General features: G+C 72.5%; 20 protein-coding genes and 1 riboswitch. Of the genes, 12 read left to right on the forward strand and 8 right to left on the reverse strand.

Features of this window, described 5'->3' with window-relative positions:
* Positions 1-73: 73 nt before the first annotated feature.
* Entirely contained in the window at positions 74-1,543 is a 1,470-nt protein-coding gene (locus ACFVFQ_RS11880; protein WP_383412867.1) for an LmeA family phospholipid-binding protein, read from the forward strand.
* Positions 1,544-1,582: 39 nt separating this feature from the next.
* Here the strand turns inward: ACFVFQ_RS11880 and ACFVFQ_RS11885 are convergent, their stop codons facing one another.
* From ACFVFQ_RS11885 to ACFVFQ_RS11905, 5 genes are all read right to left on the reverse strand, one after another.
* Complete coding sequence (locus ACFVFQ_RS11885; RefSeq protein WP_383412870.1) at positions 1,583-3,184, reverse strand: sensor histidine kinase; 1,602 nt, start codon at positions 3,182-3,184, stop codon at positions 1,583-1,585.
* Between the two features lie 128 nt (positions 3,185-3,312).
* On the reverse strand, positions 3,313-4,050 hold the full coding sequence (locus tag ACFVFQ_RS11890; protein WP_383412873.1) for a response regulator transcription factor: 738 nt from the start codon (positions 4,048-4,050) through the stop codon (positions 3,313-3,315).
* A 146-nt stretch (positions 4,051-4,196) separates the two neighbouring features.
* Positions 4,197-5,315, reverse strand: coding sequence for a S1C family serine protease (locus ACFVFQ_RS11895; protein WP_383412876.1), 1,119 nt, complete (start codon positions 5,313-5,315; stop codon positions 4,197-4,199).
* 143 nt (positions 5,316-5,458) lie between these two features.
* The gene (locus ACFVFQ_RS11900) at positions 5,459-6,484 is read right to left on the reverse strand and encodes a LacI family DNA-binding transcriptional regulator (protein WP_383412879.1); all 1,026 of its coding nucleotides are present in this window, start codon (positions 6,482-6,484) and stop codon (positions 5,459-5,461) included.
* A 24-nt stretch (positions 6,485-6,508) separates the two neighbouring features.
* Entirely contained in the window at positions 6,509-7,321 is an 813-nt protein-coding gene (locus ACFVFQ_RS11905; protein ID WP_383412883.1) for a response regulator transcription factor, read from the reverse strand.
* A 251-nt stretch (positions 7,322-7,572) separates the two neighbouring features.
* Here ACFVFQ_RS11905 and ACFVFQ_RS11910 point away from each other — a divergent pair, with 251 nt between their 5' ends.
* On the forward strand, positions 7,573-8,484 hold the full coding sequence (locus tag ACFVFQ_RS11910) for an alpha/beta hydrolase family protein (protein ID WP_383412886.1): 912 nt from the start codon (positions 7,573-7,575) through the stop codon (positions 8,482-8,484).
* Positions 8,485-8,493: 9 nt separating this feature from the next.
* Here ACFVFQ_RS11910 and ACFVFQ_RS11915 read toward each other — a convergent pair whose 3' ends face one another.
* Both ACFVFQ_RS11915 and ACFVFQ_RS11920 read right to left on the reverse strand, forming a co-directional pair.
* Positions 8,494-10,515, reverse strand: coding sequence for an ABC transporter ATP-binding protein (locus tag ACFVFQ_RS11915; RefSeq protein WP_383412889.1), 2,022 nt, complete (start codon positions 10,513-10,515; stop codon positions 8,494-8,496).
* On the reverse strand, positions 10,512-12,245 hold the full coding sequence (locus ACFVFQ_RS11920; RefSeq protein WP_383412892.1) for an ABC transporter ATP-binding protein: 1,734 nt from the start codon (positions 12,243-12,245) through the stop codon (positions 10,512-10,514). Before ACFVFQ_RS11920 ends, ACFVFQ_RS11915 begins: the two co-directional genes overlap by 4 nt.
* Positions 12,246-12,375: 130 nt before the next feature.
* Here ACFVFQ_RS11920 and ACFVFQ_RS11925 point away from each other — a divergent pair, with 130 nt between their 5' ends.
* From ACFVFQ_RS11925 to ACFVFQ_RS11955, 7 genes are all read left to right on the forward strand, one after another.
* Positions 12,376-12,678, forward strand: coding sequence for a MoaD/ThiS family protein (locus ACFVFQ_RS11925; protein ID WP_383413113.1), 303 nt, complete (start codon positions 12,376-12,378; stop codon positions 12,676-12,678).
* A 10-nt stretch (positions 12,679-12,688) separates the two neighbouring features.
* The gene (locus tag ACFVFQ_RS11930) at positions 12,689-13,822 is read left to right on the forward strand and encodes a hypothetical protein (RefSeq protein WP_383412895.1); all 1,134 of its coding nucleotides are present in this window, start codon (positions 12,689-12,691) and stop codon (positions 13,820-13,822) included.
* 202 nt (positions 13,823-14,024) lie between these two features.
* A complete protein-coding gene (locus ACFVFQ_RS11935) occupies positions 14,025-14,726 on the forward strand; it encodes a DUF2993 domain-containing protein (RefSeq protein ID WP_383412897.1) in 702 nt (233 codons plus the stop codon).
* Between the two features lie 215 nt (positions 14,727-14,941).
* Entirely contained in the window at positions 14,942-15,049 is a 108-nt protein-coding gene (locus ACFVFQ_RS11940; protein ID WP_372503121.1) for an Ms5788A family Cys-rich leader peptide, read from the forward strand.
* Positions 15,050-15,214: 165 nt separating this feature from the next.
* A complete protein-coding gene (locus tag ACFVFQ_RS11945) occupies positions 15,215-16,060 on the forward strand; it encodes a sulfurtransferase (RefSeq protein WP_383412899.1) in 846 nt (281 codons plus the stop codon).
* 41 nt (positions 16,061-16,101) lie between these two features.
* Entirely contained in the window at positions 16,102-16,389 is a 288-nt protein-coding gene (locus ACFVFQ_RS11950) for a DUF1416 domain-containing protein (RefSeq protein WP_383412902.1), read from the forward strand.
* A gap of 137 nt (positions 16,390-16,526) precedes the next feature.
* Positions 16,527-16,826 carry a DUF3099 domain-containing protein gene (locus ACFVFQ_RS11955; RefSeq protein ID WP_383412905.1) on the forward strand — a complete coding sequence of 100 codons (300 nt, stop codon included), beginning with the start codon at positions 16,527-16,529 and terminating at the stop codon, positions 16,824-16,826.
* Positions 16,827-16,899: 73 nt separating this feature from the next.
* On the opposite strand, the gene ACFVFQ_RS11960 is transcribed toward ACFVFQ_RS11955, so the two are convergent.
* Positions 16,900-17,265 (reverse strand): DsrE family protein, encoded by a 366-nt coding sequence (locus ACFVFQ_RS11960; RefSeq protein ID WP_383412908.1) that lies wholly within the window; start codon positions 17,263-17,265, stop codon positions 16,900-16,902.
* Between the two features lie 347 nt (positions 17,266-17,612).
* Between ACFVFQ_RS11960 and ACFVFQ_RS11965 the strand changes: the two genes are divergently transcribed.
* The 3 genes from ACFVFQ_RS11965 to ACFVFQ_RS11975 all read left to right on the forward strand — a co-directional run bounded on the left by ACFVFQ_RS11965 (position 17,613) and on the right by ACFVFQ_RS11975 (position 20,275).
* Positions 17,613-18,197 carry an FABP family protein gene (locus ACFVFQ_RS11965; protein WP_383412911.1) on the forward strand — a complete coding sequence of 195 codons (585 nt, stop codon included), beginning with the start codon at positions 17,613-17,615 and terminating at the stop codon, positions 18,195-18,197.
* A gap of 56 nt (positions 18,198-18,253) precedes the next feature.
* Positions 18,254-18,338, forward strand: a riboswitch (cobalamin riboswitch).
* A gap of 120 nt (positions 18,339-18,458) precedes the next feature.
* Positions 18,459-19,502 carry a FecCD family ABC transporter permease gene (locus tag ACFVFQ_RS11970; RefSeq protein WP_383412914.1) on the forward strand — a complete coding sequence of 348 codons (1,044 nt, stop codon included), beginning with the start codon at positions 18,459-18,461 and terminating at the stop codon, positions 19,500-19,502.
* Positions 19,502-20,275, forward strand: coding sequence for an ABC transporter ATP-binding protein (locus ACFVFQ_RS11975; protein ID WP_383412917.1), 774 nt, complete (start codon positions 19,502-19,504; stop codon positions 20,273-20,275). The genes ACFVFQ_RS11970 and ACFVFQ_RS11975 overlap by 1 nt, the downstream gene beginning before the upstream one ends.

Raw genomic sequence — 20,275 nt, forward strand, 5'->3', positions numbered from 1 at the left:
ACGACTTTCGCGTATCTCACATTCCGCCGGCGGGACTTGCGCTTCCGGGTCCCGCTCGTGGTGGGATGTGCTGATGCGAACCCCCACACGCATATCTTCACCCTCGTACTCGGCCTCGTCCCCGGCCGGTACCCCCGCCGCAGCCTCCACCCCCGCTCCGGAGGCCGGCGACCAGCCCCACATAGCCGGGCCGTCCAACGGCCCGCAGGGCGACACCAGAGAGCTCCCGCCGGTCAACCCGTACGCGGACCTGGCCGCACTCGCCGACCCGGATCCGTCCCCGGCACCCGGCCCGCACGCCGCGCCCGGCTGGGGCGGCGCCCCGGAGCACGGCGCACCGCACGCCCCGCCTGCCCCGTACCGCGGCTACCTCAACGAGCGTGACGACAGCGACGATCCGCTCGGCCTCGGCCTGCGCTCGGACGACGAGGACGAGGACGCCTGGTCGCCGCCGAACCACCGGAAGCTGAAGCGGGGCATCGGTCGCTTCGCGGCCGTTCCGCGCACCATCAAGGCGCTGGTCGCGCTGGCGGCCTGCACGGGGGTGCTCGCCCTCGGCGACCGGTTCGCCGTGCTCTACGCGCAGAACAAGGCCGAGGACCAGGTGAAGTCGGCGCTGCACCTGCACGCCCGGCCCGAGGTGGACATCCACGGATTCCCGTTCCTCACCCAGGTCTTCGACAAGCGGCTCGACCAGGTCGACGTGGTGATCCCGGACGTCGCCGCCGACCGGGTCTCGCTGGCGAAGGTGTCGGCGACCGCCCGGAACATCCAGCTGGACGGCGATCTGCCGAGCGCCATCAAGGGCGCCACCATCGGCGAGATGCACGGCAGCGTGCTGCTCACCTTCGACGACATGAACCGCGAACTGGGCGCCTCCCAGGTGAAGTTCAGTGCACTGGGCCCCAACGGGGTGCGTGCGGTCGGCGAACTCCCCGTCGCCGGGCACACCTTGCGGGTCCGGGCCGAGGCCCGCATCCACCGCAACGGCGACCGGGGCATCTCCACCGAGATCGGCCGGATGCGCCTGGACATCGGCGACATGGCCGTCTACCGCCCGGGCACCGGCGAGGGCGAGGGCCTCCGCCTGACCCAGAAGGGTGCCGCCGAGCTCACCCGGCAGGTCGCCAAGGTCAAGGCGATGCTCAGCATCCCGGCCATCGCCAAGCGGATCGGCATCCCCCAGGAGTACATCGACGACGCCCTGCGCAGCGACGACAAGCTGCACGACCTGATCGGCTCGCCGCGCTTCGTCCACCAGCTGATGACGGTCAACCTCGTCGACGTGGTGATGGACCACCCCTGGCTGCTCCAGAAGGTCGGCATCGACGCGAAGATGCTCGGCGCCCTCACCGACCTCACCAAGCCCCAGCTCGCCGACCGCCTCGCCCTCTCCTTCCAACTCCCCAAGACCCCCGGCAACATCCGCCTCGCCAACGTCTCCGTGGAGAGCGACGGCATCCACGCCGACCTCACCGGCACCAAGCTGCCGTTCGGCGACGCGGCGAAGAACGGCGGCAAGAGGAAGGGCGAGGGGAAGTAGGCGCGGGTCGCCCCGGGGCTCTCCGGGGCGACCGGTTCGCTACCCGCCCGTGTCCGACGCGCCCGACGGCCCGCCGGGCGGCTGTGCCGACCCCGACCGCCCCGGTATGTCCGGGGGCGGGGTGGCGGCGCCCGGCAGGGTGAGGAGCGCTTCGGTGCCGCCGCCGGGGGCGTTACGGAGGCGGACGCCGCCGCCGGCCTGCTCCGCGGTGCGGGCCACGATGGACAGCCCGAGGCCGCTGCCGGGCAGGCTGCGCGCGGCGGGGGAACGCCAGAAGCGCTCGAAGACATGCGGGAGGTCGCCGGGCGGGATGCCGGGGCCGTGGTCCCGGACGGTCAGCGCGCCGTCCGCGAGGCGGACCTCGACCGTGCCGCCGGACGGGCTGAACTTCACGGCGTTGTCGAGGAGGTTGACCACCGCCCGCTCCAGCGCGGCCGGCTCGGCGCGGACGTACCACGGGTCGAGGGCGGCGGTGAGGGTGAGGGACGGGCCGCGCAGCCGGGCCCGCTCCAGGGCGGAGCCGACGATCTCGTGCAGGGCGACCACCCGGACCGACGACGACGCGCCGCCACCCAGGCCCGTTTCCGCCGGCCGGGAGAGGACCTGGAGGTCGCCGATGAGCGCCGCCAACTCGCCCATCTGGGCCTTCACCGAGGCCAGCAGGGCCTCCTTGTCCGCGGCCGGGATCTTGCGGCCGGAGCGCTCGCTGCGCTCCAGCAGGTCGATGTTGGTCCGCAGGGACGTCAGGGGCGTCCGGAGCTCGTGGCCGGCGTCCGCGATGAGCTGCTGCTGGAGGTCGCGGGAGGCGGCCAGCGCGGCGGTCATGGCGTTGAACGACCGGGAGAGGCGGGCGATTTCGTCCTCGCCGTCGGTGGGGATGCGGATGGTGAGGTCCTGGGTGCGGGCGACATGCTCGACGGCGGCGGTGAGCCGGTCGACGGGCTTGAGGGCCGCCCGGGCCACCCACAGGCCGGCGGTCGCCGCGCCCAGCACCCCCACCCCGGCGACGACCAACAGCACCAGCGCGAGGTGGTTGAGCGGATCGGTGACCTGGTCCATCGGTGCGGCCACCGAGATCGCCAGGCGGTTCCCCTGCGCGTCGGTGACCGGGCCGCGGTACGGGACGGTGGAGACCCGCATCGCGACGCCCCGCTCGTCCTTGGTGGTGTGCACGACGCCGGCCAGCCGCCCGTCGGCGACCGCCTGGTCCGCGTGCTGCGCGGGGATGGCGTTCTTGCCGGGCGAGGTGCAGACGTAGCCGGACGGGGAGACCAACTGGATGGTGTACGGCGTCGGTTGGAAGCGGACGTTCAACGGGGAACCGGCGCAGCGGGCGCTGATCGCCTGGACGTAGTCGGAGTTGACCTCGACGGTGCTCAGGGTGGTGTCGAGCTGCTCGGTGAGCCGGTCGCGGGTGATCAGCCAGCAGGCGGCGGCCGACAGCGCCACCGCGAAGGCGACCGCGACCGCGGTGAGCAGCGCCAGCCGGGAACGCAGCGGCAGTTGGTGGAACCGCGTCAGGCCGAAGCCCCCGCCCGCGGGCCGGGCCCCGTCCGCCCCGCCGCCGTCCTCGTGCGGGGCGTCGCCACGGGGCGCCTCGGCGTGCGGCACATCGGCGTGCGGCACCTCGGCGTGCGGCACCTCGGCATGCGGCCCTCCCGCAGGAGCACCCGCGGACGCACCCACAGGAGCACCCGCCAAGGCCCCCTCAGGAGAGCCGCCGGCGCCACCTCCCGCGCCGTGCGCCGCATGCGCGTCGTCGGTGCCGCTCATTCCGCTCCGCCCTCCAGCCGCAGCACATAGCCCACCCCGCGCACGGTGTGGACCAGCCGCGGCTCGCCACCGGCCTCCGTCTTGCGGCGGAGGTACATCACGTACACGTCCAGGGAGTTGGAGGTCGGCTCGAAGTCGAAGCCCCAGACGGCCTTGAGGATCTGCTCGCGGGTGAGGACCTGTCGGGGGTGAGCCAGGAACATCTCCAGCAGCGTGAACTCCGTTCGGGTCAGCTCCACGGGCCGGCGGCCGCGGACCACCTCGCGGGTGGCCAGATTCATCCGCAGATCGGCGAAGCCGAGGATCTCGCTCTCGTCGGGCTGGGCGGTGCCGGCCGCCGCGTACGAGCTGCGGCGCAGCAGGGCGCGGATCCGGGCCAGCAGCTCGTCCAGCTCGAAGGGCTTGACGAGGTAGTCGTCGGCGCCGGCGTCCAGGCCGGTGACCCGGTCGCCGACGGTGTCCCGGGCGGTCAGCATCAGGATCGGCACCCTCACCCCGCTCGCCCGCAGCCGCCGGGCGGCGGTCAGCCCGTCCATCCGCGGCATCAGCACGTCCAGCACGATCAACTCGGGGTCGTAGGCGGCGACCTTCTCCACCGCGTCCAGACCGTCGACGGCCTGCTCGGTGCCGTACCCCTCGAAGGCCAGCGAGCGTTGCAGCGCCTCGCGGACCGCGGGCTCGTCGTCGACGATGAGGATGCGGGCGGGGTGATCTCCGTGCTCGGCGGGGCTCATGTGCGTGACTACCTCGGTGTGCGTGTGCGGACAACCGGCAGGATCTTTCTGGCTTCAGCCTGACACGGATGCCCCGCCGGCGGACGCCCTGTGGACAACCGCCTGTGGACAACCCCGACCGGCGCCCCGCCCCGCCCGGGCCCGGCTCAGACCCCGCTGTTCCCGCCGCCGCTGCCGCCGCCGCGCAGCGCGTCGAGGTCGGCCTTGACGGTGTTGATCGGGATCGCGAAGCCGAGGCCGACGCTGCCCGCCTGGCTGCTGTCCGACGAACTCGGCGAGTACATGGCCGAGTTGATGCCGACGATCTGCCCCTGCAGGTTGATCAGGGCGCCACCGGAGTTGCCCGGGTTGAGCGCGGCGTCGGTCTGCAGGGCCTTGTAGCTGGTCTTGGACGAGCCGGTGTCACCGTTGTACTGGTTGCCGCCGAACTCGAACGGCCAGCCGCCACCACCGCCGCCGAAGCCGCGGCCCCCGCCCTGGCCTTGGCCTTGGCCCTGGCTCTGCCCGTTCTCCTTGGGGACGGTCACCTCGCGGTCGAGCGCGGAGATGATGCCGCTGGTCACCGAGCCGGTGAGGCCCTCCGGCGAGCCGATCGCGACCACCGGGTCGCCGACCACCAGCTTGCTGGAGTCGCCAAGCACCGCGTGTGTGAGCCCCTTGCCGCCGACGACCTTGATCAGCGCGAGGTCCTTGTCGGGGTCGGTGCCGACCACCGTCGCGGTCTTCTTGCTGCCGTCGCTGAAGGTCACGCTGACCTTGCGCGCGCCGGCCACCACGTGGTTGTTGGTGACGATCTCGCCGCTGCTGGTGATCACCACGCCGGAGCCGGTGGACTGGCCCTCCGCGGTCCGCGCCTGGATCTCCACGATGGCCGGACTGACCGCCTTGGCCACCCCGGCGACACCGCTGCCGCCGGTGTTCTGCCCGGCGTTGACGAGCGGGGTGGAGACGCCGCCCGACGTGGAGCCCTGATGCGTGGCGCCGGCGATCAGCGCCGCGCTGCCGCCGCCTATCAGACCGGAGGCCAACGCCACCGCCGCGATCAGCGCGACCGGCCGGCGGGCCCGGCGCCGCGGCTCGGGCGCACCCGCACCGCCCGCCTCCGCCGGGGACGGCGGCGCGTACGGGGGCGCCGGCGGAACGTCGCCCCCGTAGGCGCGGCCCGCGCCGTGCTCGCTGCTGTGGCCGGTGCCGTATGCGTTGTCGTAGGAGTACGGCCGGTCCTGGGGCATCTCATCGCCGCTACGGCGGTAGCTCTCGGTCATGCCCACGACTCTGCTGCCGCCGCATGAGAACCGTCTGAGAACGCCCTGAGAGACCCAACAGAAGTGGGTATGCCCGGTATAAGGGCGCCTCCGGGAGCGCTAGTTGGGCAGGCGCCGGGCCCCGCCCAGGCGCCGTGCGCCGCTCAGCCCCCGCACCCGCAGGACCGCCGCACCACCAGCCGCGAGGGGAACTGCCGCAGCCGCTCGCGGCGCGAACCCACCACCCGCAGCCCGTCGTCCAGCACCAGGTCGACCGCGGCCCGGGCCATCGCCTGCCGGTCCGAGGCCACCGTCGTCAGCGGCGGATCGGTGAGCGCCGCCTCCTTGACGTCGTCGAAGCCCGCCACCGCCAACTCGCCGGGGACGTCGAGCCGCAGCTCCCGGGCGGCCCGCAGCACCCCGATCGCCTGGTCGTCGGTGGCGCACATGATGGCCGGCGGGCGATCCGGGCCGGACAGCAGCCGGAGGGCGACCTCGTAGGCGTCGTAGCGGTTGTAGAGCGCCTCGAAGTAGCGCCCCTCCGTCGACCGCCCGGCCTCCAACATGGCCCGCCGCCAGCCCTCGACGTGGTCGGTGACCGGGTCGCCGGACTTCGGGGTCTCCTCCGTGCCCCCCAGGAACGCGACGTAGGGGTGACCGTGCTCCAGCAGGTGCCGGGTGGCCAGTTGGGCGCCCCAGATGTCGTCGGTCATCACCGCGACGTCGTCGATCGCGTCCGGCCTGCGGTGCAACAGCACCACCCGGGCGTCCCAGGCGTCGATCTCCGCGGCGGCGTGCTCGCTGGGGCCCTGGCTGATCAGGATCAGCCCGGCCACCCGCATCCCGAGGAACGCGCGCAGGTAGTGCACCTCGCGCTCGTCGAGGTAGTTGGCGTTGCCGACCAGCACCATCTTGCCGCGCTCGGAGGCGGCCTGTTCGACGGCGTGCGCCATCTCCGCGAAGAACGGCTGGCGGGTGTCCGGCACGATCAGACCTATGAGGTCGGTGCGGCGGGACGCCATCGCCTGCGCGACCCGGTCGGGTCGGTAACCGAGCTCCTTGATGGCGGCCAGCACCCGCTCGCGCGTGGCCGGGGCGACCGGCCTCGGTCCGTTGTTGATGACGTAACTGACAACGGCGGTGGACGTCCCCGCCAGTTTTGCTACGTCATCCCGCGTCACCTTGGCCACGCGCGGCAGTCTACGCGGGTGGTCCTACCGTCGGGCAGGCTGCGCGGCCTCGGATCCGGCGCCCGACGAGGACGCCCGCGCACCGGCCCGCTTGCCGCCGTCGCCGTCCTTCCCCGGCCGCTCGGCCTCCCCCTGCGCCTTGGCCTCCGCCGCGGCCCGCTCCACCTTCTCCGGCACCACGAAGCGGTAGCCGACGTTGCGGACGGTCCCGATCAGCGACTCGTGCTCGGGGCCCAGCTTGGCGCGCAGCCGCCGGACGTGCACGTCCACCGTCCGCGTACCGCCGAAGTAGTCGTAGCCCCACACCTCTTGGAGGAGTTGGGCGCGGGTGAAGACCCGACCCGGGTGCTGCGCCAGGTACTTCAGCAGCTCGAACTCCTTGAAGGTCAGGTCCAGGACCCGGCCCTTGAGCTTGGCGCTGTAGGTGGCCTCGTCCACCGAGAGGTCCCCGGTGCGGATCTCCATGGGGCCGTTGTCGGTGGTGATCTGCTGGCGGCCCATCGCCAGCCGCAGCCGCGCCTCCACCTCGGCCGGCCCCGCGGTGTCCAGTATCACGTCGTCGACACCCCAGTCGGCGGTGACGGCGGCCAGCCCGCCCTCGGTGACCACCAGCACCAGCGGACAGCCCGGCCCTGTGGACCGCAGCAGCTGGCACAGGGACCGCACGTGCGGAAGGTCGCGGCGGCCGTCGATCAGTATGACGTCGGCCCCTGGGGTGTCGATCAGGGCCGGGCCCTCGGCGGGGGCCACCCGGACGCTGTGCAGCAGCAGGCCCAGCGCCGGGAGCACCTCCGTCGATGGCTGGAGGGCGTTGGTCAGCAGCAGAAGTGAGCTCACTGCCGACCACCTGCCCGGTCTCCGGCGAGCTCCATCCTGTGCGGCTCGCTGTCCTGCACGCTTCGCTTGCCCATGACGTCTGGTTCCTCCTCGGTCCCTGCGACGGGGGCACCACCCGGCCCGGCCGGGGGAGTCTGCGGCACTGCTTCGTACACGGCGCTTCCGGGCACGCGCTTTGCGCGTGTGAAAGCACAAAAGGACCCGGGGGCGACGCTGCCCGGATCCTTCCTCTGCCCAGCAGAATAGCTCACATGACTTGCGGACCCGAGGGCGATTTTGCGCGATCTTGTGTTCCGTCGATCACAACGAGTGGTCACCGGGTGACCCTGTTGACGGACGACGGTGTGCGCATCGAGGCCGCCTACACCCCTCGGATTCCGGGCCCTGAAGGGTCGAACGCCCCCTCCCGCGCCCCCGTCCCGACGCCCTCGGCCAACCTCGCCGTGGTCCTCGCGCACGGCTTCTCCGGCTCGCTCGATCGGCCCGCACTGCGCCGCGCCGCCGCCGCGTTGTCCCAGCATGCGGACGTGATCACGTTCTCGTTCCGGGGGCACGGGGGTTCCGGCGGCCGGTCCACCGTCGGCGACCGGGAGATCCACGACCTGACCGCCGCGGTCCGCTGGGCCCGCTCGCTGGGCCACCGCACGATCGCCACGGTGGGCTTCTCCATGGGGGGTTCGGTCGTGCTCCGGCAGGCCGCGCTGCACGACCGTCGGGCGGCGGTGGCGGGCTTGGGGGAGCACGGGGAGCGCACGGATGCGTGGCCGGATGCAGTGGTTGCGGTCAGTGCTCCCGCGCGGTGGTACTACCGGGGCACCGCGCCCATGCGGCGCCTCCACTGGGCCGTCACCCGACCCAGTGGGCGGCTGGTCTCCCGCGTCGGCCTGCGGACGCGGATCCATCCCGAGGAGTGGGCCGCGGTCCCCCTCTCCCCCACCGAGGCGGTGCCGCTGATCGCGCCCACCCCGCTGCTCCTCGTCCACGGGGACCGCGACCCGTACTTCCCGGTGGACCATCCGCGAATGCTGATGGCCGCCGCCGATCCGGCCACCGCCGAGCTCTGGCTCGAAGCGGGCTTCGGCCACGCGGAGAACGCCGCCGGCCCGGAGCTGCTGGACCGGATCGGGCACTGGATCGCCCGACGGGCCCGGCAAACGGACTGACCCGGGCGCCTACCCCGCCTCCGTCACCGCCTGAGCGAACTGGGCCGCGTACAGCCGGGCGTAGGCGCCTCCGGCGGCCAACAGGGCGTCGTGGTCGCCCTGTTCGACGATCGCACCGTTCTCCATGACCAGGATGACGTCGGCGTCGCGGATGGTGGAGAGGCGGTGGGCGATGACGAAACTGGTGCGGCCGGTGCGGAGTTGGGCCATCGCGTGCTGGATGAGGACCTCGGTGCGGGTGTCGACCGAGCTGGTGGCCTCGTCCAGGACGAGGATCGCCGGCTCCGCGAGGAAGGCCCGGGCGATGGTGATCAGCTGCTTCTCGCCGACCGAGACGTTGTCGCCCTCCTCGTCGATGACGGTGTCGTAGCCGTCCGGGAGGGTGCGGACGAAGCGGTCGACGTGGGTGGCCCTGGCCGCCTCGATGACCTTGTCGCGGGAGGTGCCCTCGGGGGCGCCGTAGGCGATGTTCTCGGCGATGGTGCCGCCGAAGAGCCAGGTGTCCTGGAGGACCATGCCGATGTTGGCGCGCAGCTCCTCGCGGGACATCTTCGCGATGTCCACGCCGTCGAGGGTGATCCGGCCGCCGCGGACCTCGTAGAACCGCATCAGGAGGTTGACCAGGGTGGTCTTGCCGGCGCCGGTCGGGCCGACGATGGCGACGGTCTGGCCGGGGCGGACGGTCAGCGAGAGGCCGTCGATGAGCGGCTTGTGCTCGTCGTAGCGGAAGGAGACGTCCTCGAAGGCGACCTTGCCGGTGACCTGCTCGGGGCGGGCCGGCCGCGCGGCATCCGGCTCCTGCTCGGGGGCGTCGAGGAGTTCGAAGACCCGCTCGGCGGAGGCGACGCCGGACTGGACGAGGTTGGCCATCGCCGCGACCTGGGTCAGCGGCTGGCTGAACTGGCGGCTGTACTGGATGAACGCCTGGACGTCGCCGAGGGACAGCGCGCCGGAGGCCACCCGCAGGCCACCGACCACGGCCACCAGTACGTAGTTGAGGTTGCCGATGAACATCATCGCGGGCTGGATGATCCCGGAGATGAACTGGGCCCGGAAGCCGGCCGCGTAGAGCGCCTCGTTCTGCTCGCGGAAGAGCGCGGCGGACTCCTTCTGACGGCCGAAGACCTTGACCAGGGAGTGGCCGGTGTACATCTCCTCGATGTGCGCGTTGAGCTTGCCGGTGGTCTTCCACTGGCGGACGAACTGCGGCTGGGCGCGCTTGCCGACCTTGGTGGCGACGACGATCGAGACCGGCACGGTGACCAGCGCGACCAGCGCCAGCAGCGGCGAGATCCAGAACATCATCGCCAGCACGCCCAGGATCGTCAGCAGCGAGGCCATGATCTGGCTGAGGGTCTGCTGGAGCGTCTGCTGGATGTTGTCGATGTCGTTGGTCGCGCGGGAGAGCACCTCGCCGCGCTGCTGCTTGTCGAAGTGGCTCAGCGGCAGCCGGGACAGCTTCTCCTCGACCTGCTCGCGCAGCCTGAAGACGGTGCGTTGGACGACCCGGGTGGCGATCCGGGCCTGGGTGAAGCCGAAGGCGGCGGAGCCGGCGTAGATCAGGACGGCACCGAGCAGCACGGTGCCGACGGCGCCGAAGTCGACGCCGTGGCCGGGGACCACCGGCATGGCGCCGAGCATGTCGGCGAACCCGCCCTGGCCGTGCGCCCGCAGCTCGGCGACGGCCTGCGCCTTGGTCAGGCCCTCGGGCAGGTGGCGGCCGATGACGCCGGCCATGATCAGGTCGGTGGCGCGGCCCAGCACCTTCGGGCCGACGACGGTCAGCGCCACGCTCAGCACGCCCAGCAGCAGCGCCACCGCGACGATGCCGCGCTCCGGCCGCATCTGGGCCAACAGCCGCTTGCCGGAGCCCTTGAAGTCCAGGGACTTCTCGACCGGGCCGCCCATCATGCGGGCCATCGGGCCGCCGCCGGGGGCCGGGCCGCGACGGGGGGCCGATCCGGTGGGCGCCTCCTCGGGTGCCTGCCCGGCGACCGGGTCCTGCTTCTCCGCCTTGTCCGCGGTGGTCACGCCGCCTCCTGCTCGGTGAGCTGGGAGAGCACGATCTCCCGGTAGGTCTCGTTGCCGGCCATCAACTCGGCGTGGGTGCCGGTGCCCACGATCCGCCCCGCGTCCAGGACCACGATCCGGTCGGCGCCGCGGATCGTGGAGACCCGCTGGGCGACGATCACCACGGTGGCCCGGTCGGTCTCCCGGGCCAGCGCGGCGCGCAGGGCCGCGTCGGTGGCGTAGTCCAGGGCGGAGAAGGAGTCGTCGAAGAGGTAGATCTCCGGCTTGCGGACCAGGGCGCGGGCGATCGCCAGCCGCTGCCGCTGACCGCCGGAGACGTTGGAGCCGCCCTGCGCGATCGGCGCCGCCAGGCCGCCCTCCATCCGCTCGACGAACTCCCGGGCCTGCGCGGTCTCCAGCGCCTGCCACAGCTCCTCGTCGGTGGCGTCCGGATTGCCGTACCGCAGGTTGCTGGCGACGGTCCCGGAGAAGAGGTACGGCTTCTGCGGTACCAGACCGATGACGGCGGCCAGCGTCTCCGGGGCGAGGGTGCGCACGTCCTCGCCGTTGACCAGGACGGTGCCGCCGGTGGCGTCGAAGAGCCGGGGCACCAGCCCCAGGAGGGTGGACTTGCCGGAGCCGGTGGAGCCGATGACGGCGGTGGTCTCCCCGGGGCGGGCGATCAGCGAGACGTCCTTGAGGACCGGCTGCTCGGCGCCGGGGAAGCGGAACTCCACGTCGCGCAGCTCCAGTTCGCCGTGGCGACGCAGCGTGGTGACCGGCGCGGCGGGCGGGGTGACGCTGGACTCGGTCGCCAGCACCTCCTGGATGCGCTCGGCGCAGACCTCGGCGCGCGGCAGCGTGATCACCATGAACGTCGCCATCATGATCGACATCAGGATGTACATCAGGTAGCTGAGGAAGGCCGCCATCGCCCCGATCTGCATCTGGCCACCGTCGATGCGCAGTCCGCCGAACCACACCACGGCCACGCTGGAGAGGTTCACGATCAGCATCACCAGCGGGCCCATCATCGACATCAGCCGGCCGGCGCGGATCGAGACGTCGTACAGGTCGGTGTTGGCCCCGGCGAACCGCTCGCGCTCGTAGCGGTCCCGGACGAAGGCGCGGATGACGCGGATGCCGGCGATCTGCTCGCGCAGCACGCGGTTGACGGTGTCGATGCGCTCCTGCACCCCGCGGAACAGCGGGCGCATCCGGCGCACGATGAGGGAGACGAGGATGCCGAGGACCGGGACGATGACCAGGAGGAGCGCCGACAGCGGCACGTCCTGGTTGAGCGCCATCACGACGCCGCCGACGCACATGATCGGCGCCGAGACCATCAACGTGAACGTCATCAGTACCAGCATCTGGACCTGCTGGACGTCGTTGGTGGTGCGGGTGATCAGCGACGGCGCACCGAAGCCGCCGACCTCCCGGGCGGAGAAGGACTGCACCTGGTCGAAGACCGCGGCCCGGATGTCCCGGCCCAGGGCCATGGCCGTGCGGGCGCCGCAGTAGACCGCGCCGACCGCGCAGGTGATCTGAAGCAGCGTCACCGCGACCATGAAGCCGCCGATCCGCAGGATGTAGCCGGTGTCCCCCTTCACGACACCGTTGTCGAGGATGTCGGCGTTGAGGGTCGGCAAATAGAGCGTGGCCAGCGTCTGGATGAGCTGGAGCAGGACGATCAGGGATATAGAGCGCCTGTAGGGCCGCAGATGCGCCCGCGCGAGTCGGACCAACACACGCCGGAGCCTATGCGAACGGTTGCCTCGGCCAATCGAATTTCTCCGAACCGTGCGGGAATCTTCCCGGACGGCCACAAGTCTTTACCCGGACTTGCCCCGATCCGGGCCGGCCGCCGCGTACGCCATGATGGGAGGCGGCAAGAGCCCCCGACATGAAGAGGCCGCCGTGACAACAACTGGCACCGTGCGCTACTGGGCCGCGGCCAAGGCAGCCGCCGGGACGGCGGAGGAGCCGTACGCGGCGGCGACGCTCGCCGAGGCGCTGGACGCGGCGCGCGCCGCGCACGCCGCGGACCCGGAGTTCGGCCGCGTCCTGCTGCGCTGTTCCTTCCTGGTGGACGGCGTCCAGGTCGGCTCCCGCGATCATGCACAGGTGACGCTGTCCCAGGGCGGCACCGTCGAGGTCCTGCCGCCGTTCGCCGGAGGATGAGCAGAGGGTCATGAGCGACAACCAGCACCAGCCGCACCAGAACCCGTACCCGTACGGGCAGCAGCCCTACGACCCTTACGCGCAGCCCCAACAGCAGCCACCCCAGGCCCACCAGCCACACCAGTCCCAGCCCCAACAGCCTTACGGCTACGAGGGATACGACGGGTACGAGGGCTACCACGGCTACGCCGGCCAGGCTGCCCACGGGCAGCCGCAGCCCTCCGCCCCCTACGGGCAGGACGCCTACGCCGCCCCGGCGCCCGCCGCCCACCAGCACCAACACCCCGGCGCCGGCGCCGGCTACGGAACCGCGCACGGGACCACCGCCACCGCCGAGCCGGCGCCGGCCGACGCCCCGCCGGCCGCGCCCGCCGCCCCCACCGGGCCGCTGAAGCCCAACCAGCTCGCCCGCGCCGAGGGCCGCTCGCCGATCATCCCGCCCGGTATCCAACCGGCCGCGCTGACCGCGGTGTTGGCCCTGCTGCTCGCGCTGGCCGCGCCGGTCGCCCGCCCGCTCCTCGCCGTCCCGGTGGTGCTGCTCCAGGCCGTCACCGCCGCCGGCTGGTTCCGGCTGAACGGCATGTGGCCGGCCCGCCAGGGCATCGCGCTGGCCTTCCTGGGCGGTGTGGCCACCGACGTCGGGCTGCTCACCACCCCGCGCGAGGACGCGCCGCTGGTGGCCCTCGGCACGCTCGGCGTGTGGTGCCTGCTGGTCATCGCGCTCCAGCTGCGCAACCGCTCCAGCGCGGACGAGCGGATGTACGCGCTGACCGCGGGCCTGACCTCGTCCGCACTGGCGGTGCTCGCCTCCGGCCACCTGGCCGCGGACCCGGACGCGGTGGTGGTCGGCGCCGCCGCGGTCGCCCTGGCCGTGCTCGTCCGGGCGCTGCCGCTGCCCGGTCCGGTGACGCTGGCGCTGGGCCTGCTGGCGGGCGCCGGTGGCGGCCTGGCCGCCGCGCAGCTGACCGGCCTGGGCACCGCCGGCGCGCTGCTCGGCCTGGCCGCCGGCGGCTGCGCCCTGATCGGCCTGCGGGTGGCCAGCTACGACTACCCGTCGAAGTTCGTGCACATGACCGCGGGCGTCGCCCTGCCGCTGGCCCTGGCGGCCCCGGCGGTCTACGTCCTGGGCCGGGCCCTGGGGTAGTCCCGGGCCACGAGGTCTGCCACGCAGTGCCGCGGCGGCCGTACGGAGCGCACGGTTGTGCGCTCCGCACGGCCGCCGTTCCCGTTCTCCCGACCGGGTCGTCTAGGGTTCGCGGAGCGCGGTCTGGGGGCCCGCGTTCCGGAGTGGACGAATCGGCCGGGGCCCGTCCGGCCCGGCGGTCACGAGTGGGGGTAGTGGTTCGATGCGCGCACTGAAGGTGCTGCTGGTGCTCGTCGTCATATTCGGCGGGCTGTTCGTGGCGGCCGACCGCGTCGCGGTCAATCTCGCCGAGAGCAAGGCGGCGGACAAGCTCCGCAGCATGAACGGGATCACCTCGACGCCCGAGGTCTCCATCAAGGGCTTCCCGTTCCTGACCCAGGTCGCGGCGCGCAACCTCGACGAGGTGGACGCCGACCTCGACCACCTGGCGGCCCGCTCCGAGGGCCGCACGCTGACCCTCAAGCACATGTCGGCGCAGTTCCACGACGTGGCGCTGACCAGCGACTACTCCTCCATCGAGAGCGCCGCCTCGGCCACCGCCACCGCCGAGATCTCCTACCAGGACCTGACCAACGCGGCCGGCGGCGGCGTCAAGATCTCCTACGGCGGCGAGAAGGACGGCCGCGCCCAGGTCAAGATCTCCCCGAACATCCCGCTGCTCAGCTCGTTCGAGGTGACCGGCACGATCGACATCGTGCACGGCGACACCGTCCGGGTGCGGGCCGACCACATCCCCGCCATGTGCCGGGCGCTCCCGACCTGCGAGCGCGAGGTGCGGACCCAGACCGACCACGGCTGGAAGCTGGACCAGCTGCCGGGCAACCTGAAGCTGGAGAAGCTCACCGCCACCGCGCAGGGCATCTCCGTCACCGCCTCCGGCACCAACGTCAAGATCACCGGCTGACCCGTCGGCGGGTGACGGGCCGCCCCACCGGGCCGCCACCCGTCCACACCCTGAGACACCCCGGTCCGTACGCCAGAACCCCCACCCGCGACGGCGCCCCCACGCGCGGCGCGCGCCCGCCCGGCACGCTGGCACATCCCACATCGCGGACAATCACGTCTCGCCATTCGACACACCGGTGACATGCCGTACCCCGCGTCCCTACGATCGGAGCCATGCAGAGCGCATGGAGCGGTCTCCGTCCACGGGGACAGGCGGTACTGACGAAGCGGCGGGCAGTCGACCTGTGCCGCGTCGCCGCCATGCTCTGTCGCCCTTCCTGACGGGCCACATCCCTCCCGTCGCCCCGGCCGTCGGCCGCCCGTGAAGGCCGTCCTCGCACCCGTACCCGCGTAAGCGCTGCGCGCCTCCTGGCCGCGCCGCGCCATCCGCGGTACCCGTGCACCCTCAAGCCCGCCCCCCGTAACTGCCCCGGAGGAGAGAAAAACATGAGCCGTAGCGACGTCCTGGTAGACGCCGACTGGGTCGAGGCACACCTGGACGACCCGAAGGTCGTCCTCGTCGAGGTCGACGAGGACACCTCGGCCTACGACAAGAACCACATCAAGAACGCCGTCCGGATCGACTGGAAGAAGGACCTCCAGGACCCGGTCCGCCGCGACTTCGTCGACCAGGAGGGCTTCGAGAAGCTGCTCTCGGCGAAGGGCATCGCCAACGACGACACCGTCGTCCTCTACGGCGGCAACAACAACTGGTTCGCGGCCTACGCCTACTGGTACTTCAAGCTCTACGGGCACGACAGCGTCAAGCTGCTCGACGGCGGCCGTAAGAAGTGGGAGCTGGACTCCCGCGACCTGGTCGACGGCTCCGAGGTCCCGCAGCGCCCGGCCACCGCGTACAAGGCCAAGGCCCAGGACACCTCGATCCGCGCCTTCCGGGACGACGTGGTCGCCGCGATCGGCACCAAGAACCTGGTCGACGTCCGCTCCCCCGACGAGTTCAGCGGCAAGCTGCTGGCCCCCGCCCACCTCCCGCAGGAGCAGTCGCAGCGCCCCGGCCACGTGCCCAGCGCCCGCAACATCCCGTGGTCGAAGAACGCCAACGACGACGGCACCTTCAAGTCCGACGACGAGCTCACCGCCCTCTACGAGCAGGAGTCCGTCGACCTGGCGAAGGACACCATCGCCTACTGCCGGATCGGCGAGCGCTCCGCGCTGACCTGGTTCGTGCTGCACGAGCTGCTCGGCCAGAGCAACGTCAAGAACTACGACGGCTCCTGGACCGAGTACGGCTCGCTGGTCGGCGTCCCGATCGAGCTCGGCGCCAACAAGTAAGCCCGAGAGCCCCTTTCTCTACCCCTCAAGGAAGTACCCCTATGTGTGGAGCACAGGCCGGCGGCCCGGACGCCTCGACCCTCAAGCCCGGTGAGACCACGATCCAGGGCAGCGTGACCCGCGACGGCCAGCCCGTCACCGGTTACGTCCGCCTGCTGGACAGCACCGGCGAGTTCACCGCCGAGGTCCCGACCTCCGCGACCGGACAGTTCCGCTTCTACGCGGCCGAGGGCACCTGGACCGTGCGCGCCCTCGTGCCCGGCGCCAGCGCGGACCGCACCGTCGTCGCCCAGAAGGGCGGTCTGGCGGAGGTCGCCATCGCCGTCTGACGGCAGGCACGCGCGTCGGACCCGTGACCCGGGTCCGTACGGCCCAAAGGGCCGCACCCCAGGGGTTTGGACGCCTTGGCTGTGGGGTGCGGCCCTTTGGCCTTCTTTCCCGGGCCCCGCGGACTTACCGTGGACTTATGTACGCGCATGCGCACCGCCCGCCCACCCCGCCGCAGCGCCGCCACCGCCGGTACTTCGCACTCATGGCGGTGTGCCTGGTGCTGTTCGTGCTGTCGTGGAGCCTGGTGCGGCTGTGGTCGGTGCCGGCCGCGGTGGCGATGTGCGTCGTCGCCATGGTCATCCCGCCCATCGCGGCCATCATCGGCAACCGCCGGGAGCCGGGCGAGCGCTGGTGGGACGAGTCCGGGGACCCGGAATCCGACCGCTGGTGGCGGGAGTTGGACGACCGGGACGACGAGGACCGCCGCCGCAGCTAGGTCCTGTCCGAGCCTGGCCCGTTGTCCAGGACCCAGGGCCCGGCGCCCGCCCGCGCCCTCGCGGCCGCGCGCGCTAGTAGACGAGCGCCTGCACGCCGTCCGGCATGATCTCGCTCACGAAGAGCTGGGAGCCGGCGATGCCCGCCCCCTCGATCAGGTCCTTTTCCTCGATGCCGCGCCGCGCCGCGCACTGCGTGCACACCGTGATCGCCCCACCGCCCGCGCGGATCCCCTCGATCAGCTCCGGCAGCGGCGCCGCGTGCGGCAGCTCGAACTCGGCCGCCCGCCCCGGCAGCGCGAACCACACCGACTCCCCCGTCAGCCACAGCGACACCTCCACGCCGCTGGCCACCGCCACCGCCGCCACCGTGAACGCCTGCGAGCACCGCTCGGGCGCGTCCGCGCCCGCCGTCACCTTGATCACCAGCTTGTTCGCCATGGCCCAAGAGTAGGCGCGGGCCGGCCGGCGGGGCGGGGACGCCCCGAAGGGAGCCGGACGGCAGCCCCCGAGAGGCGGGGCGGACCTCACAGCGCCGCCGTCGACGGCGCCGACTAGACTCGCAGGCGGTCCGTAACACCTCACTCCGCCCAAGGAGCGCGCTCGTGCTTGAGGCATTCTTCACCACCCTGCTGGTTCTGGTCGCCGTCGGCGTGATCGCCTTCGCCGGGCTGACCTGGAAGAAGCTGTACCAGGGCCAGCGCTGACACCCACCCGTCGCCCACCACCACCCTTCGTAGGAGCGCTTCGCGCGCCCCTACATCCCCCACAACAGATCGCCTGAGCTCATGATCGAGATCCCGTCCGACCTGAACCCGTCCCTGGTGCCGCTCGTCTTCCTCCTCGGCCGCTGGGAAGGCGCCGGCGTCTTTGACTTCCCCGGCGCCGAGAAGTGCAACTTCGGCCAGGAGGTCGTCTTCAGCCACGACGGCCGCGACTTCCTTGAGTACACCTCGCACACCTGGGTGCTCGACAACGAGGGCAAGCAGGTCCGCCCGCTGGAGACGGAGACCGGCTTCTGGCGGGTCGACGGGAACAAGGTCGAGGCCGTGATGACCCGCGACCAGGGCGTCGTCGAGATCTGGTACGGCGAACTGGCCGACCAGAAGCCGCAGATCGATCTGGCCACCGACGCCGTCGCGCGCACCGCCGCCGCCGGCCCGTACAGCGGCGGCAAGCGCCTGTACGGCTACGTCAAGGGCGACCTGATGTGGGTCGGCGAGAAGGCCACCCCCGAGGTGTCGCTGCGCCCCTACATGTCCGCGCAGCTCAAGAAGGTCGCCGACCTCAAGGAGTGGGCCGAGAGCCTGCCCGACGACATGCCCGACGGCGTCTCCTTCTTCCGCCCGGACGGCACCCCGTACGAGGGCTGAGCCCACCCGGGGCCGCCCGGCCCAGCACCACAACCTGACAACGACGACGCCCCGCGGGGGAAGTCCGGTGAGAGTCCGGCGCTGACCCGCAACGGTGAAGCGGAACGCCCCAACGGGCCCGTTCCGCAAGCCCGATCGCCCGCGGCGGCGCCGGATCCGCACCAACTCGCCGTGGACTGCGAGGGGACGCCGCCACGGCCTGGCTCCGGGCCGCCGCTCCTTTTCCGTAGGTACGCGGCCCGAGCCGAAGGCGAAAGCCCTGTGGCACGCCCCGCCCGCACCCTCCCCCTGGCCGCCGCGCTGGTCGCCGTGCTGCTCGTCTCGCTGCTGTGCGGGACCGGCCTCGGCGCCGCCGGGATCGGCTGGCCGCAGGTGCTGCGCTACCTCGGCGCCGGGCTGACCGGCGGCACCATCCGGCCCGACGAGGTCGCCGCCTACACCATCGTCTGGGAGCTGCGGTTCCCCCGCGCGCTGCTCGCCGCCGTGGTCGGCGCCGGGCTCTCCGCCATCGGCGTCGCCGTCCAGGCCCTGGTCCGCAACGCCCTCGCCGACCCGTTCGTGCTCGGCATCTCCTCCGGCGCGGCGGTCGGCGCCAACGCCGTGCTGCTCTTCGGCGCGCTCGCCGCGCTCGGCGTCTGGGCGCTGTCCGTCTCGGCGTTCCTCTCCGCGCTGCTGGCCATGGCCCTGGTCTACGCGGCCGCCCGGACCGCCCACGGGCTGACCCCGATGCGGCTGGTGCTGACCGGGACGGCCATGTACTACGGCTTCTCCGCGGTCACCACCCTGATGGTGTTCACCGCCGACCGCGGCGAGGCGGCCCGCTCGGCGATGATGTGGCTGCTGGGCAGCCTGAGCGGCGCCGGCTGGGGTTCGGTCCCGATCGCCGCCGTCGCGGTCGCCGCCGCCCTGGTCCATCTCCGGCTCTCCGCCGGCCGGTTGAACGCCCTGGCCATGGGCGACGAGACCGCCGCCGCGCTGGGCGTGGACCCCGAACGGCTGCGCCGCGAACTGTTCGTGGTGGCCGCCGGGGCCACCGGCGCGGTGGTCGCGGTCTCCGGCGCGATCGGCTTCGTCGGGCTGATGGTGCCGCACGCCACCCGGATGCTGGTCGGGGCCGACCACCGCCGGGTGCTGGCGCTCGCCCCGCTGCTCGGCGCGGTGTTGATGGTCTGGGTCGACGTACTCTCCCGGGTGCTGCTGGCCCCCGTCGAGCTGCCCGTCGGGGTGCTCACCGCCGTCCTCGGCGTCCCCTGCTTCGTCCTGCTGATGCGGCGCAGCCGCTACACCTTCGGGGGCGGTTCCTGATGCGTCTGGACATCACCGGACTGTCGGTGGCGGTGGCCGGGCGGCGCCTGGTCCACGACGTCACCCTCACCGCCGGCAGCGGGCGGCTCGTCGGGCTCGTCGGCCCCAACGGCAGTGGGAAGTCGACCCTGTTGCGCTGCGTCTACCGCGCGCTGCGCCCGGCCGCCGGCAGCGTCCTCCTGGACGGCGCCGACCTGCACGCGCTGACCGCCCGGGAGAGCGCCACGTTGCTGGCCGCGCTGCCCCAAGAGGCCGGCACCGACTTCGACTTCACCGCCGCCGAGGTCGTCGCCATGGGCCGGCTGCCGCACCAGCGCGGCTCCGGCCGGCCCAGCGCCGCGGACCGCGAGATCTGCGCCCGCGCGCTGGCCCGGGTCGGCGCCGACCACCTCGCCGACCGCGGCTTCCTCGGCCTCTCCGGCGGCGAGAAGCAACGCGTCCTGATCGCCCGCGCGCTCGCCCAGGAGCCCCGTGTCCTGGTCCTCGACGAACCCACCAACCACCTGGACATCGCCCAGCAGTTGGAGGTCCTGGCGCTGGTGCGGGAGAGCAACCTGACGGTGCTGACGGCGCTGCACGACCTCAACCTGGCCGCCGTGCACTGCGACGAGCTGCACGTGCTGTCCGCCGGCCGGATCGTCGCCTCCGGGCCGCCGCACGACGTGCTCACCGCCGAGCTGCTGGCGAAGGTGTTCGGCGTCCGCGCGCACCGCGTCCAGCACCCCGAAACCGGCGCCGTCCAGCTGCTGTTCGACCGCCTGCCCGCCTCCTGA

This window comes from Streptomyces sp. NPDC057743, from assembly GCF_042798755.1.
Classification (GTDB): Bacteria; Actinomycetota; Actinomycetes; order Streptomycetales; family Streptomycetaceae; genus Streptomyces.

Bases quoted from the DNA above. Each gene is read 5' to 3' on its own strand.
- ACFVFQ_RS11880 (WP_383412867.1), top strand. From the start codon at position 74: ATGCGAACCCCCACACGCATATCTTCACCCTCGTACTCGGCCTCGTCC.
- ACFVFQ_RS11890 (WP_383412873.1), bottom strand. From the start codon at position 4,050: ATGAGCCCCGCCGAGCACGGAGATCACCCCGCCCGCATCCTCATCGTC.
- ACFVFQ_RS11895 (WP_383412876.1), bottom strand. From the start codon at position 5,315: ATGACCGAGAGCTACCGCCGTAGCGGCGATGAGATGCCCCAGGACCGG.
- ACFVFQ_RS11910 (WP_383412886.1), top strand. From the start codon at position 7,573: ATGACTTGCGGACCCGAGGGCGATTTTGCGCGATCTTGTGTTCCGTCG.
- ACFVFQ_RS11925 (WP_383413113.1), top strand. From the start codon at position 12,376: ATGGGAGGCGGCAAGAGCCCCCGACATGAAGAGGCCGCCGTGACAACA.
- ACFVFQ_RS11930 (WP_383412895.1), top strand. From the start codon at position 12,689: ATGAGCGACAACCAGCACCAGCCGCACCAGAACCCGTACCCGTACGGG.
- ACFVFQ_RS11935 (WP_383412897.1), top strand. From the start codon at position 14,025: ATGCGCGCACTGAAGGTGCTGCTGGTGCTCGTCGTCATATTCGGCGGG.
- ACFVFQ_RS11940 (WP_372503121.1), top strand. From the start codon at position 14,942: ATGCAGAGCGCATGGAGCGGTCTCCGTCCACGGGGACAGGCGGTACTG.
- ACFVFQ_RS11945 (WP_383412899.1), top strand. From the start codon at position 15,215: ATGAGCCGTAGCGACGTCCTGGTAGACGCCGACTGGGTCGAGGCACAC.
- ACFVFQ_RS11950 (WP_383412902.1), top strand. From the start codon at position 16,102: ATGTGTGGAGCACAGGCCGGCGGCCCGGACGCCTCGACCCTCAAGCCC.
- ACFVFQ_RS11955 (WP_383412905.1), top strand. From the start codon at position 16,527: ATGTACGCGCATGCGCACCGCCCGCCCACCCCGCCGCAGCGCCGCCAC.
- ACFVFQ_RS11960 (WP_383412908.1), bottom strand. From the start codon at position 17,265: ATGGCGAACAAGCTGGTGATCAAGGTGACGGCGGGCGCGGACGCGCCC.
- ACFVFQ_RS11965 (WP_383412911.1), top strand. From the start codon at position 17,613: ATGATCGAGATCCCGTCCGACCTGAACCCGTCCCTGGTGCCGCTCGTC.
- ACFVFQ_RS11975 (WP_383412917.1), top strand. From the start codon at position 19,502: ATGCGTCTGGACATCACCGGACTGTCGGTGGCGGTGGCCGGGCGGCGC.